General features: G+C 61.1%; 12 protein-coding genes. 6 read left to right on the plus strand and 6 right to left on the minus strand.

Annotation, left to right across the window (positions count from 1 at the left end; genetic code table 11):
• Window positions 1-11: 11 nt before the first annotated feature.
• Window positions 12-1,304 carry an exo-beta-N-acetylmuramidase NamZ family protein gene (locus BLW08_RS14330; protein WP_091325879.1) on the minus strand — a complete coding sequence of 431 codons (1,293 nt, stop codon included), beginning with the start codon at window positions 1,302-1,304 and terminating at the stop codon, window positions 12-14.
• A gap of 178 nt (window positions 1,305-1,482) precedes the next feature.
• On the opposite strand from BLW08_RS14330, the gene BLW08_RS14335 reads away from it, so the two are divergent.
• Window positions 1,483-2,391 (plus strand): MurR/RpiR family transcriptional regulator, encoded by a 909-nt coding sequence (locus BLW08_RS14335; RefSeq protein WP_091325881.1) that lies wholly within the window; start codon window positions 1,483-1,485, stop codon window positions 2,389-2,391.
• A gap of 19 nt (window positions 2,392-2,410) precedes the next feature.
• Here BLW08_RS14335 and BLW08_RS14340 read toward each other — a convergent pair whose 3' ends face one another.
• The 4 genes from BLW08_RS14340 to BLW08_RS14355 are packed head-to-tail and all read right to left on the minus strand — an operon-like array spanning window position 2,411 to window position 5,950.
• Window positions 2,411-3,589: an MFS transporter gene (locus BLW08_RS14340; protein WP_254779885.1), complete on the minus strand. Its 1,179-nt coding sequence runs from the start codon at window positions 3,587-3,589 to the stop codon at window positions 2,411-2,413.
• 46 nt (window positions 3,590-3,635) lie between these two features.
• Window positions 3,636-4,469: a hypothetical protein gene (locus BLW08_RS14345; RefSeq protein ID WP_091325884.1), complete on the minus strand. Its 834-nt coding sequence runs from the start codon at window positions 4,467-4,469 to the stop codon at window positions 3,636-3,638.
• Window positions 4,447-4,929 carry a hypothetical protein gene (locus tag BLW08_RS14350; protein ID WP_090821930.1) on the minus strand — a complete coding sequence of 161 codons (483 nt, stop codon included), beginning with the start codon at window positions 4,927-4,929 and terminating at the stop codon, window positions 4,447-4,449. The genes BLW08_RS14345 and BLW08_RS14350 overlap by 23 nt, the downstream gene beginning before the upstream one ends.
• A complete protein-coding gene (locus BLW08_RS14355) occupies window positions 4,913-5,950 on the minus strand; it encodes a TOMM precursor leader peptide-binding protein (RefSeq protein WP_090821928.1) in 1,038 nt (345 codons plus the stop codon). The genes BLW08_RS14350 and BLW08_RS14355 overlap by 17 nt, the downstream gene beginning before the upstream one ends.
• A gap of 266 nt (window positions 5,951-6,216) precedes the next feature.
• Between BLW08_RS14355 and BLW08_RS14360 the strand changes: the two genes are divergently transcribed.
• Together BLW08_RS14360 and ppk2 are read left to right on the plus strand one after the other, a co-directional pair.
• On the plus strand, window positions 6,217-6,756 hold the full coding sequence (locus BLW08_RS14360; RefSeq protein ID WP_091326019.1) for a GNAT family N-acetyltransferase: 540 nt from the start codon (window positions 6,217-6,219) through the stop codon (window positions 6,754-6,756).
• 246 nt (window positions 6,757-7,002) lie between these two features.
• A complete protein-coding gene (gene ppk2 / locus BLW08_RS14365; RefSeq protein WP_091325887.1) occupies window positions 7,003-7,938 on the plus strand; it encodes a polyphosphate kinase 2 in 936 nt (311 codons plus the stop codon).
• Between the two features lie 65 nt (window positions 7,939-8,003).
• Here the strand turns inward: ppk2 and treS are convergent, their stop codons facing one another.
• Complete coding sequence (gene treS, locus BLW08_RS14370; RefSeq protein WP_091325889.1) at window positions 8,004-10,289, minus strand: maltose alpha-D-glucosyltransferase; 2,286 nt, start codon at window positions 10,287-10,289, stop codon at window positions 8,004-8,006.
• A 208-nt stretch (window positions 10,290-10,497) separates the two neighbouring features.
• Here treS and BLW08_RS14375 point away from each other — a divergent pair, with 208 nt between their 5' ends.
• The 3 genes from BLW08_RS14375 (at window position 10,498) to BLW08_RS14385 (ending at window position 13,699) form a co-directional block, all read left to right on the plus strand.
• Entirely contained in the window at window positions 10,498-11,811 is a 1,314-nt protein-coding gene (locus BLW08_RS14375) for an LssY C-terminal domain-containing protein (protein ID WP_091325891.1), read from the plus strand.
• Between the two features lie 116 nt (window positions 11,812-11,927).
• Window positions 11,928-12,851: an AEC family transporter gene (locus BLW08_RS14380; protein ID WP_090821920.1), complete on the plus strand. Its 924-nt coding sequence runs from the start codon at window positions 11,928-11,930 to the stop codon at window positions 12,849-12,851.
• Between the two features lie 119 nt (window positions 12,852-12,970).
• Entirely contained in the window at window positions 12,971-13,699 is a 729-nt protein-coding gene (locus BLW08_RS14385) for a polyprenol monophosphomannose synthase (protein ID WP_091325894.1), read from the plus strand.
• Window positions 13,700-13,896: the final 197 nt, after the last annotated feature.

Genomic DNA, 13,896 nt, shown 5'->3' on the forward strand with positions numbered 1-13,896 from the left:
GTTTGCCTTGGCTAGCGCTGACCGTTGTAGAGGAGGTATTGGCGTGTATCGCGGACGAATTGACCAAGTTCGGACCGCCAACTGTCGGTGATGGTCCTGGCGTCAGCACCGGCGTCGAGCTGTTCTGCAAAGCGGGCCGAACCGCTCAGCAGCCCCATCCACCGCCCTGCGTCGCCGCGCCAGGCGAACCCCGGGTACAGCCGCTTGGCTTCGACCAGCATGTGGGTGCCCACTTCAAGGGCTTCAACGCGGGAGGCGTCGGTGATGTGGACATGCACGCCACCGCAGACGAGGCCCTGGTTTTTGGAGAGGGTGGGCTGGAAATAGGCTTCGCGGAACGTCACGCCGCTGAGGCCCTTGCTGTTGAGTGCCTCGGCCCAGCGGTAGTCCACGTAGGGGGCGCCGATCAGTTCGAACGGCCGGGTTGTGCCGCGGCCTTCGGACATATTGGTGGCCTCGAACAACGCCGTTCCGGGATACAGGAGGGACGTTTCCGGAGTTGGCATATTGGGGCTCGGGAGGATCCATGATGCCCGGTTGTCCGGTCCGGTCATTTCACGCCGCCATCCTTGGACCTGGACTACGTGAAGGTCCTGGAGGGGCTTGAGTCCAGCGGCCGGCAGGTGGACGGCGTTGAAGTACTTGGCCAGCTCGCCCACCGTCATGCCATGCTGGAGCGCGATGCCCAGCCGTCCGACTCCGGATTCGAAACCTGGTTGGAGGACCGGTCCGCGCGCCTGGCCGCCAATCGGGTTGGGACGATCCAGGACCACGAACCTGGTACCGGTCCGGGACGCGGCCTGCATGGCGCCCCACATGGTCCAGATGTAGGTGTAGAAACGTGCCCCGACGTCCTGGATGTCGAAACAGATGGTGTCCACGCCGGACGCTTCAAAGAAGCCCACGTAGTCATCAACCTCGGCTCCGTAGGAGTCGTAGACGGTGATGCCGGTCCGCGGGTCCACGGACGTTCCTTCGCTCGCGCCGTCCTGGGCTGTGCCGCGGAATCCGTGCTCCGGGCCGAAGACCGCTGCGACGTCCACACCTTTGCCCGCCATGTCATCCACGATGGAGCGGAAGTTCGCCAGGACTCCGGTGGGGTTGGTGATGACACCTACTTTGCGCCCGGCGAAAATGCTCCAGTTACTGGCGGCGGCGGTGTCCGCCCCGTTGACGGTGGTTCCGGGTTTCCCCGGGCGGTTGGCCTGAGAGGAGGCGGTGGCGCTTGATGCGAAGGGTGATACGACGGCGGCAGCGGCGGCCAGCCCCGAGGCGTGGATGAGTCTTCGACGGTTGAGTGTCATGGGGAGCCTTTCCTGATGAGCAGAAGTGCATGACAACTTTTGTGACTTGGATTACATCGACCGTATTCGCCCGTCGAGGTTGCGTCAATGACTTACCTTCGCGTTTGCGTTTAGGTAAGTTATTTACAAACGTCTGTCGCGTACCTGGGCCGGGCGAGCCTGTTGGAAGGAGTCCGCCATGGAAGCGGCTGGAAATGTGCAATCGTCACGAACAGTCCTGGTTCGGATCCGCTCCCTCCTGCCGGCTTTGCGCCCCTCCGAGCGGGCTGTCGCTGAGATGGTCTTGGCGGATCCTTCCCGCGCGGCGATGATGTCCATCGGTGACCTTGCCGAGCATGGTGGAACGTCCACTACGTCGGTGGTCCGCTTCTACAAGAAGGTGGGCTACCGCGGCTACTCCGATCTTCGACTCGACCTTGCGAGGGAAACGGCCCGGGAGAGTTTGGCCAACAACGCACCTACGGGGGTCTACGAGGACATCAATACCTCCGACTCGCTGCGGGACATCGTTTCCAAGATCGCCTACAACGAGACGATGTCCATCGCTGACACCGCTCAAGTGCTCGACGTTGACCAACTCGCCGAGGCTGTTGAAGCGATCTCGCGCTCGCGGAAAATCGACATCTTCGGAGTGGGCGCGGGCGGGCTGGTTGGCCAGGACCTGCAGCAGAAACTGCATCGCATAGGCCTCACCTCGTTCACCTGGCCCGAGGTGCATGTCGCGCTGACTTCGGCAGCGCTCTTGGACGACGACGGCGTTGCTGTCGCCATCTCGCACTCGGGCGCCACCGTGGATACGGTCGATTTCCTCAAGGCGGCCAAGGACACCGGGGCCACCACCATCGCCATCACCAATCATGCTGATTCGCCGCTGGGCCGTACTGCCCACATTGTGCTCAGTACTGCCGCCCGCGAGACACCCTTCCGGCCGGGCGCGATGGGTAGCCGGATAGCCCAGATGATGGTGGTGGACTGCCTCTTTGTGGGGGTTGCCCAGCATTCCTACGAGGCCTCCATCGCGGCATTGCGCAAGACCCACGCCGCTGTCCAGGGCCGGAAACTGCCCCGAGCCAGTTCGCCCGACTAAGTCCCGACGCCGCGGGCTGCTAGTGGACGGGCTCGCTTTGCTTGTCCTCTGCCTGCCGCTCACCCGGCTTCAGCATCGATCCGGAATTGATGGCAAGCACCCCTGAAAGAAGTGCTGCCAGAAGTATCGAGGCAAAGGCCATGAATGAGGACACCCCCATGAGGAAGGTGGCGACGGCAAGACTGAGGGGGCTTGAAACTGTTTCCAAGAACTGGACGGCGGTCATGGTCTTGCCAAGATCGGACGAGGGGATCTGTTGGTGTATGAGGGAGGTACGTCCAATCGTCCACGCAATGCCTCCGGTGCAGACAACGAACAGAGCACTCGCGACGGCAATCCAGGATGGGATGAAAAAGAGCAAAGCTCCTCCTGCCATAAGCCACGAGGAACGCTGCATTAACAGGTTTGGTTGCCAAGTGGAGACCAAGCCGGACAATAATGACCCGCAGAACAGTCCCGCAGCCGCAGCCGCACCGACGATTCCCACTTCCGTAGTAGAGCCTCCGAGGCCAACTGACGTCTGGAAGATCGCGAGCGTGGACAGCGGGGCAGACAAGAAGCCAATGAGGACGACGGTTCCGGCAAAGCGCCACCAACCATTGACTTGGGAGAGCCTTCGGTACCCGGCTGAAAGATCCTTGAAGAATCCTGGACGGCCAGGCTGTTTGGTTGGGTGGTCCGGCCACGGCAGAAAATTCATGATCATTGCGATGACGGTGAAGGACACCGCGTCTACGGCCAGCAACCACCATGGGCCCCAAACGGCACTCAGTGCGCCGCCGATGGCCGGTCCCACAATGGAAGCGGAGGTCCACGCAGTGGACACTGATGCGTTGAACTTGGCAGTGCCTTCGCCATACATTTTCGGGATGGCCACGAACGTGGCCGTTCTGGCGAACATGTCGAGGCTGCCACGCAGGAACGCGCCGAGTACCAGAACCCAGAAGGGTGTGTGCCACGGGCCGATAAGCAGCGCCATTGCGGCAACAACCAGTGCCTGGCCCCAATAGCCAATGTGGGTCATGGAACGGGGCGACATGCGGTCAGCGAGTCCGCCAATGAGTACTCCAGGGAAGGCCTTGGGCAGCTGTGATGCCACGGCCACGATGGACATTTGGGCGAGGCTGCCGCTCGTTTGGAGGACTATGAGGGGGAGCGCGATGTTGTACGCGCCACCACCCAGCGAATTCACCCACATTCCTGTCAGGTGGAGACGTCTCTGCCATGTCTTTGCAAGCGACAATTTAATTACCTCGGGATGCGCGGAGAATGATGGCAAGATCGGGCTGCTTTTCCAACGACAACATCAGCCATTGCATGAGGGGGGCCTGCCAAAAGCTAATATTCCAGGTGCGGGCAATAACAATGTGGAATATAGTGCTGCAACATGGGAGCACGATCCGGAACTTGCCGGGGAGGACCAGTGCCAGTGGGAGTGCGAGAAATTCAAGAAATGGAATGAGGCGGGTCATTGCCCGAACAGGCTGGGCAAATCGATCCTGCGCAAATGGGTGGCTGCCCGATGCCTTCAAATGCAGGTGGTAAATGTGGTTGGCGTCGCCACGACGGACCCAGGCGTCGAAACCGTGGATGATCTTGGACAGGCCCGCCTGGGTGTAGGGCAAGTACAGAGCCACGCGCGAGATGGAGAGCGGCAGGCTGGCCGGCTGCCTGTTCGGCAGCCCGGACAGCTGGGTTGTGAGAAGTACGGCCTCGATAAACGTGTCGTAAGGCCATCGTCCTGGAAGTGACCGGGCATCCGCAGCACGGGTCTCCAGGAACACTCCGAGTGCCGCTCGCCGAAGCCAAGGCGCGTGCCTTGCACCGGGCCCGCTGTACACCTCGCTTGCTCCCGCAGCCGCCAACAGGAGGGCAGTTGCCGTGCGTCGGGCAACCCGGCTCTTCCCAGCATCAGAAGTTGGATCCGCATCCAACTCAGTCGAAGCAACTGCGGCCCTGTAGTCCTGCGCTGCCGCCGCACCTGGGCGAAGTGTTACTGCCAAGGCGGCGACGATCCACACGCCAGCAGCACGAACCTGCCGGGACGTGACTGAACTAACGCGGAATCGACGGAACATAGGTGTACACAACTTCCTTTTCCTCAGGCATTCCCCGAACGGTGGTCTCCACAAGAATTTCCATTCTGCTCAGTGGAATGTTGGGCAGATGGGCGGGGGGTCGGACCTCATCGAAAGGTTTCCACTTGTTTCGGCGAAGCCGGTTTTCGATTCGCTGGCAAAGAACGTGCTTGGGTTGCTCTTCACTGGCCATAAAAATGTTGGCGAACACTGCCCCGGCCCGGAAGAACTGGGTTGGCAGGCAGTTGGCGGGTCCGCAGGTGACCACGGTTCCGTCCGACAGATGGAATTCGATCGCGAATCGTGACACCCGGTCCCCGAACTTTGCGTTGAACATGTTGTTGGATGCGATTGGCCAGAAGTTCTTGTTGGCGATGGTGGCACCGAGGGATGCAACCACGTAAGCGCCAGTGAGAGTCACCAACAGCTTGCCCACATCGCAGTCAGGAACACGCAGCACAGCGGGTGTTCCTGGCGAAATCTTCGAACTCAGACGACAACTCCAGGGAGTCAAACACCAGTCTTCTACCGTCCAGGTTGGTGGATCCAGTCAGCAGGTAACGGAACACCTCCATAGCGGCAATGGAGGCCACAATGGCGTTCAGGGGACCAAAGCTGGGGGCCTGGTATGCACTGTTGAGGTTTGTTGTGGTGAGCGACGCCGTGGAGTTGGTGCGACCGTCGTTGTCAGTTGCTGCGCATTGCAGGCAAGGCGTCGTGCCGGGCCTGACAACTGGTCCCACCACGCCGCGCGTGTCCTGGTAGCCGGCGCAGGTGAAGGGTGTGCCGGTGGCGATGGAGGCTTCGTTGGACCACTCAAGCACTTCCTGGGGCGTGTCTGCGGATACCACAACGAAGTCTGAGTCCTGAAAGATCGGCAGAAGATCTTCAACGCTGGAGATCATGGCCGCGACTTCAACCGTGTTGGTGGCCGGAGCCCGAAGCTGAAGGTTTCGTGCGGCGGCTTCGATCTTCGAAGCGCCAACGTCTTGTGCCGTAAAGAGGTATTGCCGGGTGAGGTTGCTTTCTTCCACTGTGTCGCCGTCGACCAGCATGATTACCCCCACCCCCGCTGTTGCGAGTTGCATGGCCACATTGGTGCCGATTCCGCCCACGCCGATGAGCGCGACTTTCCGGCTGAGCAGTAGATCGCTGGCGCCCGGTCCTGTGCCGTGGGCAAGTTCGAAGTAGAGATCGTGGCGGCTGTGCCGGCCGGTGAGGTCGAACCTGTACGGGACGAGAATGTCAGCCTCGATGAGCTCCTCAACGATCTGCCCGGAGTCCCCGCCAAGCAGATCTTGCGCCTTGGTGCCCAAGTCCTCCAGCGTTCGTGGGTGCGATGCAAAGCCGAGCAATTCGGCGAGCCCAGGCGGGGCGTCCTCAATTTCGATTGCGTTGGGCGGTGCCAGTCCGATTTGTACGGCTGTCTCTGTTGTCACAACCGGGAGGGACTGTTTGAGCGAGTAGGTAGTGGCTGTCAATTCTTGCCTCCAATGATGAGTGGGGACCACGCAATGCGTGGTCCCCACTATTTCTGCTTTGTTCAGTTGAACACGAAGTTCAGCTTGGAACGGCGCTTTGCCAGTCGCTTCAGCTTAAGCATGTGATTCACTCCTTTGTTTTATAAACTTGTTTGACGAGATGAATCTATGACATGTGTCACGCATATGACAAGTTTGTCGATTATCCATGCGCGTGTCGCGTCCGTGTCACCGCCACTGCTACGGCGAGGTATAGGGTCGTCTTCATGTTTAAGCTCGTCGCTCCGGATGTCTCTTTTCACCAGTCCTTCCTTGAGTCCCACCGTGAGTGGGACGGCGCCCATCAGGACGGTGCCGGGGTATTCATGGCGGGCGACGTCATCACCCCCGAGGGGTTCGCGGCATGGGTTCGGCAACTGGAAGACGCGGGGCAAGCGGCGGAGAAGGACGGCATAGTTCCCTGCACCTACCTCTGGATTGCGGAAGGCTTGCGGTACATGGGTGCCATTGCGTTCCGGCACTACCTCACACCGGCACTCCTGAACTCCGGCGGGCACATTGGATATGGTGTTCGGCCGTCGGATCGCGGCCGGGGGGCGGCGTCCTGGGCTCTGGGGGAGTTGTGTTCCCGCCTGGCTGCCCAGGGAGAGCCGGACCGCGTTCTCCTGACCTGCGATGACTCGAATGCCGCTTCCGCCAAGACCATTGAACGCGTGGGTGGGACCTTGGAGGATGTGCGGACTGGCGCCGATGGGCGCCCCTTTCGCCGCTACTGGATCGACCTGGCTGCTTTAGCAAACCAGTAGAAGTGTCACCCTAAGGTTGTGACTCGCGTCCACGTGCTGCCACCTTAAGGTGCATGGTCAGTCAACCCTGGGGTGACAACCCTGAATCCTATGCCGCCGCCACCCTACTGGGCGTCTGGCTGGCGTGGTTACTTTTCACCACGTGGGAGTCCCGCCGCAACCACGGCTAACCGCAAACCTGTTCACGTTCCCGTCACCAACCCTTGTTAGGCTGCCGCGCACTACCCGGCTGACCAGGAGGACCGCATGACGGAGGCACATTCACTATCCACATCCCTGGACAACTGGTGGGTCAGGGACAATCTGCGCGAGACCATCGACCACTTGGTGGAGCTGGGTTACACCATCAGTGGAGGCCAGGGCGAGGACCCGGATCTCATCGATCCCGGTGGCTCGGCGGTGGAAACGTGGCACGAAGACTATCCGTACAAGGAGCGGATGACCCGCGACGAGTACGAGATCGAAAAGTACCGGCTCCAGATTGAGCTGTTGAAATTCCAGTACTGGGGCCAAGACCTGGGGCTCAAGCACGTGATCGTGTTCGAGGGCCGGGATGCTGCGGGCAAGGGCGGCACCATCAAACGCTTCAACGAGCACCTGGACCCTCGCCACGCCAGGACGGTGGCCCTCAGCAAGCCCTCCGACCGCGAGCAGGGCCAATGGTATTTCCAGCGATACATCCAGCACCTGCCCACGGCCGGTGAGATCGTCATGTTCGACAGGTCCTGGTACAACCGGGCCAACGTGGAGCGCGTGATGGGCTTTTGCACTGACCAGGAATACGACACCTTCATGGGCCAAGCACCCGTCTTCGAAAAGATGCTGGTGGACTCCGGCATCCACGTCACCAAGTTCTGGTTCTCCGTGACCCGACAAGAGCAACGCACGCGTTTCGCGATCCGCCAGATCGACCCCGTGCGCCGTTGGAAGCTCTCTCCCATGGACCTCGCATCACTGGACCGCTGGGACGAATACACCGACGCAAAGGAACAAACGTTCCTGCACACGGACTCTGACCACTCGCCGTGGATCACCGTCAAGTCCAACGACAAAAAACGCGCCCGCATCAATGCCATGCGGTACTTCCTCAACCAGTTCGATTACGACAACAAGGACACCTCGGTGGTCTACGAAGCCGATCCCCTGATCCTGCGCCGTGGCCGCGACGCTGTAGGCGACTAACGCTTCAAGCGAGCACCAAACAGGGCCCGACGTCGGCACTCAGCTGGGTGCCGACGTCGTGCTTTCTATTCGGTGGCCTCGTCCTCCACTACCGGATCCTTGAGGAGAAGTGCCGTGCCCTGGAAGGCAGGGAGTTCGAGGAAGAAGCTGTGGAGATCGTCCACCTGGCCAACGTTCTCGCGGCTGAAGAGGTCGTGCACGCTGGCTCCTGGCGGCAGGTGGGGAGACTGGATGCTGCCCGCGATGTCCTGGTCGGAGAAGTTCAGGACGGTGACCTGAAGTGCTCCGTCCGCGAGTTGGTTGACCAGGACCAGCAGGCCGCGGTTCGAGACGTCCGGCACATCCAGGAGGGTGCTGGTGGCGATCCCCGACTCTTCCCGCACTGTGAGGATCCGCTGGAGCCGGCGCGCGTAAGACTCTGGGTCCTTGAGCTGTTCGGGCAGGGGACCGTAGAGGCTGCGGGCCCTGGCCATGCCGGCCAGTGAGGTCTTCGCATCCGGGCTGGTGCCCATGAGGTCGTGCGCGCCACGGTTGATCCAGCGGGTGTCGCCCTGGGAGGTGAGCTCCTTGACGGTCTCGCGGTCCAGGGCAGTGATGCCGGTAAGATCCCAGCCGGAAAGCGCGAAGACTCCCGGCTGCAGGGCGTTGTACATGGAAAGGAGTACGTGGGCATCCAAAACCCGGGCCTCCTCTTCCTTGGTAATGGCATCCGGGTCCCTGATGCCCAGGGTCGCCATGATGAAGCTGACCGTGGTACAAGCGATGCCATTGGTGGTGAAGAGCGCGTTGTACGGTCCGTTTTCACCCGTCAGGCGTTCCCGCAAGGTGTCCTGGACCTTCTCGGCAACTTCGGCTCCGGTCAGTTCCTCCCCGCCAAGTTCGAAGATGTCGTCACGGTGGCCCGCGGCAAAGTGAAGCAACTCGTAAGTCAGTTCGTCGTGATTCTGGAGGGCGTGCACCAAGGATGCCTGATCCACGCCGATCTCCATGGAAAGCCGCAGGGTCAGGCGCAGGAACTCGGTGTCGCCAGTGACGAAGGCGTAGTGGTAGGCGGGGCGGGTGATGAAGTCGTAGGAGAGGTCAGGGCCGGATTCGGACTGCGCCTTGATGTCGTCGATGGTGAGGTTCAGTTCCTGGAAGGAGAACCCACCCACTTTGCGGATCATGGAGCCAATCAACTGGTTCGCTGCCTCGGACAACGGGTGGCCCTCGGACCAGCCCGGCTCCTCCTCCGCGCTCTTTTCCACGCCCAGGAACCCGTTGGCATCCAGCCGCAAGGCACCCGTGCCAAGGTCCAGCAGGGAATGCAGCGCGTCACCCACCACGAGTCGCATCCCGGCAAACGTTGGATCCAGCCAGTTGATGGATGGTTGGCCGGACTTGAAGTAGTGGAGGTAGACCCAGCGGCGGGTCTTGCCGGTGGTGTCGATGATCGGCTTGGTGGCGCTCCAGTTGGTCTCCTTGACCCCGGGCTCGTAGAAGATCACCCGCTGAAGCCGGCCGATGATGTAGCCGGCTTTTTGCAGGGCTTGTTCGGCATCGGGGCTGATGTTCACGGAGTCTTCGCCCTCGGGAACGTCCGGCAGCAGGTGCCAGTCTTCCTCCGGGATGTCCACCATGTGATAAATGCCGGGGTAGTCCCGGAAGTTCATTTCGGCGAGGCGGAAGTCAGCGCCCTTGCCGGTGTGCCCGGGGACGATGTCGTCAATGACAGTGCCGCCGTGCTCGTTGGCCACCTCGCACATCTGGCGGAACTCTTCCTCGGTGCCGAACGCCGGATCGATCGCCATGCTGATGCGGTCAAAGTGACCGTCGACGCTGGGTGTCTGGGACCATCCGCGGATGCCGCCGGCCAGTTTGACCGGCCCGGTGTGCAGCCCCCGGATGCCAATCCTGCTGAACGCGTCCCAGAGTTCGGGATCACCCAGTGCGGACAGGAATGACTGGCCGTCCTTGGTAATGAAGGACAGGGGATAGGCGGTGAACCAGACGGGCGCTCTCTCCACTGCCGCCCTGGGGTTGGGCCTGGCATAGGAGTTCTGCCACATGCTCGCTTGGCCGGAAAGCTGCCGTGCCATGGTGTTGGCGTCGCCGAGCATGGATTGGTTCCGCAACCAGTCCACGTACGTTGTATTCAGCCCATCGAATTCCAGGGAAGGGCGTGCGGCGAAGAACTGACGCCTCCGCGCAATGGGCCGCAGGGCCTTGGGGCGTGCCGGATAAAACTGCTCGTCAAACGTGATCTCCGCCGGTTCGCTTCCTGCGCCCTCCGTTGGAGACTCATCCGTCCCGGGCTCTTCGGTGTTCTGGTTGGCGTCGGACACGGTTTCGTTCACAATCGGCTCCCGCACAGGCTTCTCCTTTGGTGGCCGCCGCACTTGGCGCCGACCTTACGAGGTGGTGTTCAAGAGGTCACGTACCCCGGCTTCCCGGGACTATTCATGCTAGTCGGGGTACCCGAACGTTTGTCGACCCCAAGCCAATATCCGGAGATTGTGTACAGATCATGCGTCTTAAGACGAAGCTTAAGGTGCGTGACGTGCAAAACAGGGGGCTCGGATGTACAAAGCGTTGACTAGGGACGTGACAGATAGCCGGCTGGACCACGGATTCTTCATCCTTGGTGGGGCCGCTGCCGTGTGGCTGGCCTTCCTCCTGGTAGGGGAGAGCTTCCATTTGGGATGGGGACAAATCTGGTTCTCCGTGGTGTTCTGGGCGTTCCTTGCCTACTTGCTCCTCCCGCGGCTGCACCGGATCCTGACCACCATCTACGTTCCCGGATACTTCATTGGCCGCGCGCGGACCAGCGATGGCCTCCTCGGGGATCCCGTAAACGTGGCGCTGCTGGGCGCCGAACCCCAGATCCACGCGATCATGCAGTCCGCTGGCTGGACCATGGCCGACGATGTTACGTTCGCCAGCAGCCGCCGAATCGTCAGCTCCACCATTTTCCGGAGGAGTTACTCCGAGGCGCCGGTCAGCCCTCTGTACCTCTTCGACCGGCAACAGGACTTCGCCTACCAACAGGAAGTGGACAACACGCCCGGCAAACGCCACCACGTGCGCTTCTGGCGTTGCCCGGAGGGGTGGCTCCTGCCGGGCGGCCACAAAGTGGATTGGCTGGCCGCCGGTACCTATGACCGCAGCGTTGGTTTCTCGCTCTTCACACTCCAGATCACGCACAAGATCGAGCAGAACACCGATGTGGAACGGGACCACATCGTTTCCACAGTTTCGGCCGCAGAGCCGGCCGTCTCCGTCCAGGTCATCGAGGACTTTTCCACCGGATATCACACACGTAACGGCGGCGGGGATTCGATTTCCACTGATGGCGACCTCCCGATCGTGGATGCACGCAGTGTCCCGGTCCCTGCCACCCAACCGGCTCGGCGGACCGATAGCCGCGACAGGCGGCCCGCCCCCACCATGATGGGCGCTGCACTGGTAGTGGCCAGGGCAATCGCGGCGTTGGTCTTGGCGATCACGCTGATGACATCGGGCGGGGTCATTGACGGCGTCACTTTCGATGACGGTTCAGGAGACCCACAAACCACGACGGCGGCCATCGCCCTGGTGGCTGGCGTCGTCTTGGTCTTCGGGCTGGGTGAGGTCTTCCTCGCCTGGCGGATTTTCCTGGGCAGCAACGGTGCCCGGGTGATTGCGATGGCCCTGAGTTCCTTCTCCATCCTGGTGCAGGCCATTGACTACTCCACCGGAACTGCGAATCTCACCCTTGAGGCGGGTCTCGCCGGTCTCGCCTCGGACATCCTCGTGTTGTTGGCTCTTTCCAGCCAACGGGCCAGGGTTTACGCCAAACGGCAGCGCGTTCCTGCCGTCCCACCGTCTGTTCTCAACAGGCGCGTTGCTTCCTGACCAGGCTTGGCGTAACCAGAGCGGGAGAAAGCCCACCTGCCGGATAGTCTGAAATCTGTTTCCAGAGAGCCTGTGTCCTCCGTGGGCATCCCGAAAAGCGGATTGAGGAAAACGGTTTGGACGGAGTCCTCAAGGGTTTCTTCGTTGTCAGCGTGGTGCTGCTCATCGGCTACATCCTCGGCAGAACCAAGGCATTGGGTCCAGAGGGCAGCAAAGTCCTCTCCACGTTGACCTTCATGGTGGGCTTGCCTTGCTTGATGTTCTCAGCCATTGCCTCCAGGCATATCAACGACGTCCTGAGTGCCACAGGCCTGATCTCCGTGGTGACCGCCGTGGCCGTCATGCTCGTGTTTACGGTGGCTGGCACGATTGCTCGCTGGGGTGTCCGGCGGACCACCATCGGCGCACTCTCCGTGGGAATCGTGAACTCCACCAACCTTGGTGTTCCGTTGTCTCTCTACATTCTTGGAAGTGCCACCTACGTCACGCCCATCATGCTGTTCCAGTTGGCCATCGTGACGCCCATTGCCCTGACAATCCTGGATCTCACCGACCCTGCAGGCAAACAAGTGTCGGTGTGGCGCACCCTCTCCATCCCGTTCCGTAATCCCGTCACTGTGGCGGCAATTCTCGGGGTGCTGGTCAGTGCCCTGGGAATCGAACTGCCCAGCCTGGTACTGGATCCGTTGGCGCTGGTTGCACAGTTGGCTGTTCCGCTGATGCTGATCATCTTCGGCATGTCATTGCATGGATTGTCGGTCCGCCCTGGCATTGATGACCGCGTTCCAACCACCATCGCGGTCATCCTTAAGTCGGCAGTCCAACCCGCGCTCGCGTGGGTTCTGGCCGCCTTCGTCTTCCACCTGGACCCCTTCAGCACCTTTGTGGTCACCGCATGCGCGATCCTCCCGACCGGTCAGAACGTGGTCCTCTACGCGGTCCGTTACGGGGTGGGCCAAGGAATCGCCCAGTCAACGGCGGTGTTCACCAGCATCTTGGCGGTGCCCCTGCTGCTGGGGGCGGCTTGGCTGTTCGGCTGACGCCATTTTGTGCGGGCCGATTCGGGCCACGAGATCTGGTCAATAGACTGGCGGGGCCCGACATGTGCAGAACGACGCCGTGCTCGGGATAGATCCGAAATCGAATTGGGGACCCACTTTTGACTATTGATAATCCGAAAATCACCGTTGTGGTGCCTACCTACAATGAACGGGAGAACTTGCCGGTTCTTGTTGCCCGGATCCACGCGCTGGGTATCCAGAATCTCAGTGTGCTCGTGGTGGATGACAATTCCCCCGATGGAACCGGGGCGGTAGCTGACCAGTTGGCAGCGGAATCCATGGGAGCGGTGTCTGTGCTGCACCGGAAAGAAAAAGATGGGCTGGGAAGGGCTTATGTGGCTGGAATGGCCAGGGCCCTGGCTGAGAACTCGGACATCGTCATCCAAATGGACGCAGATCTCTCCCATCCCGTGTCGGCCATCCCGACGATGCTTGACCTGATTCGCACCTCAGGCGCCGCGTTGGTCATCGGCTCACGATATGTCGCTGGCGGGTCTACGGCTTCGGATTGGCCGTGGCATCGCAAGGCACTCTCTGCCTGGGCCAACTTTTATGTGGGCGCAGTTCTCAATCTAAAGGTCAAGGACGCAACAGCGGGATTCAAAGCGTGGAGGGCTGATGCCCTGGTGCGGATTGATGTCGCAACCGTTCGCAGTGATGGCTACTCATTCCAGGTAGAGATGAATTACCGGGCAGCCCGGCAAGGACTGAAAATCGCCGAGGTGCCCATCCACTTCGAAGAAAGAGTGGAGGGCGCATCCAAGATGAATCTCCGCGAACAGCTGGAGTCTGCGCTTACTCCGTGGAAGCTCCGCTTCCAAAGGTAGGCGCGTGCCGCCACCACCCACTCTGAGCCCTGGAAGACGAGGCGCGCCGGCCTTCGCGGCGTGTTGGGGTGGTTGCAGCTTCAAAGTGGGTGGTGACGGTACGCGTCCCAGCCACCACTTAAGGCTCGACGGCGGCACTCGCGTGAGTGCCGCCGTCGAGCCTTCAGACCAGAGGTGAGAGAGGGTTCTCCGGGAAA

It is taken from the genome of Arthrobacter sp. cf158 (assembly GCF_900106835.1).
Taxonomy (GTDB): Bacteria; Actinomycetota; Actinomycetes; order Actinomycetales; family Micrococcaceae; genus Arthrobacter.

Excerpts from the sequence above, each read along its gene's own strand:
- BLW08_RS14330 (WP_091325879.1), bottom strand. The coding sequence starts at position 1,304 with ATGACACTCAACCGTCGAAGACTCATCCACGCCTCGGGGCTGGCCGCC.
- BLW08_RS14335 (WP_091325881.1), top strand. The coding sequence starts at position 1,483 with ATGGAAGCGGCTGGAAATGTGCAATCGTCACGAACAGTCCTGGTTCGG.
- BLW08_RS14340 (WP_254779885.1), bottom strand. The coding sequence starts at position 3,589 with ATGTGGGTGAATTCGCTGGGTGGTGGCGCGTACAACATCGCGCTCCCC.
- BLW08_RS14345 (WP_091325884.1), bottom strand. The coding sequence starts at position 4,469 with ATGTTCCGTCGATTCCGCGTTAGTTCAGTCACGTCCCGGCAGGTTCGT.
- BLW08_RS14360 (WP_091326019.1), top strand. The coding sequence starts at position 6,217 with ATGTTTAAGCTCGTCGCTCCGGATGTCTCTTTTCACCAGTCCTTCCTT.
- ppk2 (WP_091325887.1), top strand. The coding sequence starts at position 7,003 with ATGACGGAGGCACATTCACTATCCACATCCCTGGACAACTGGTGGGTC.
- BLW08_RS14375 (WP_091325891.1), top strand. The coding sequence starts at position 10,498 with ATGTACAAAGCGTTGACTAGGGACGTGACAGATAGCCGGCTGGACCAC.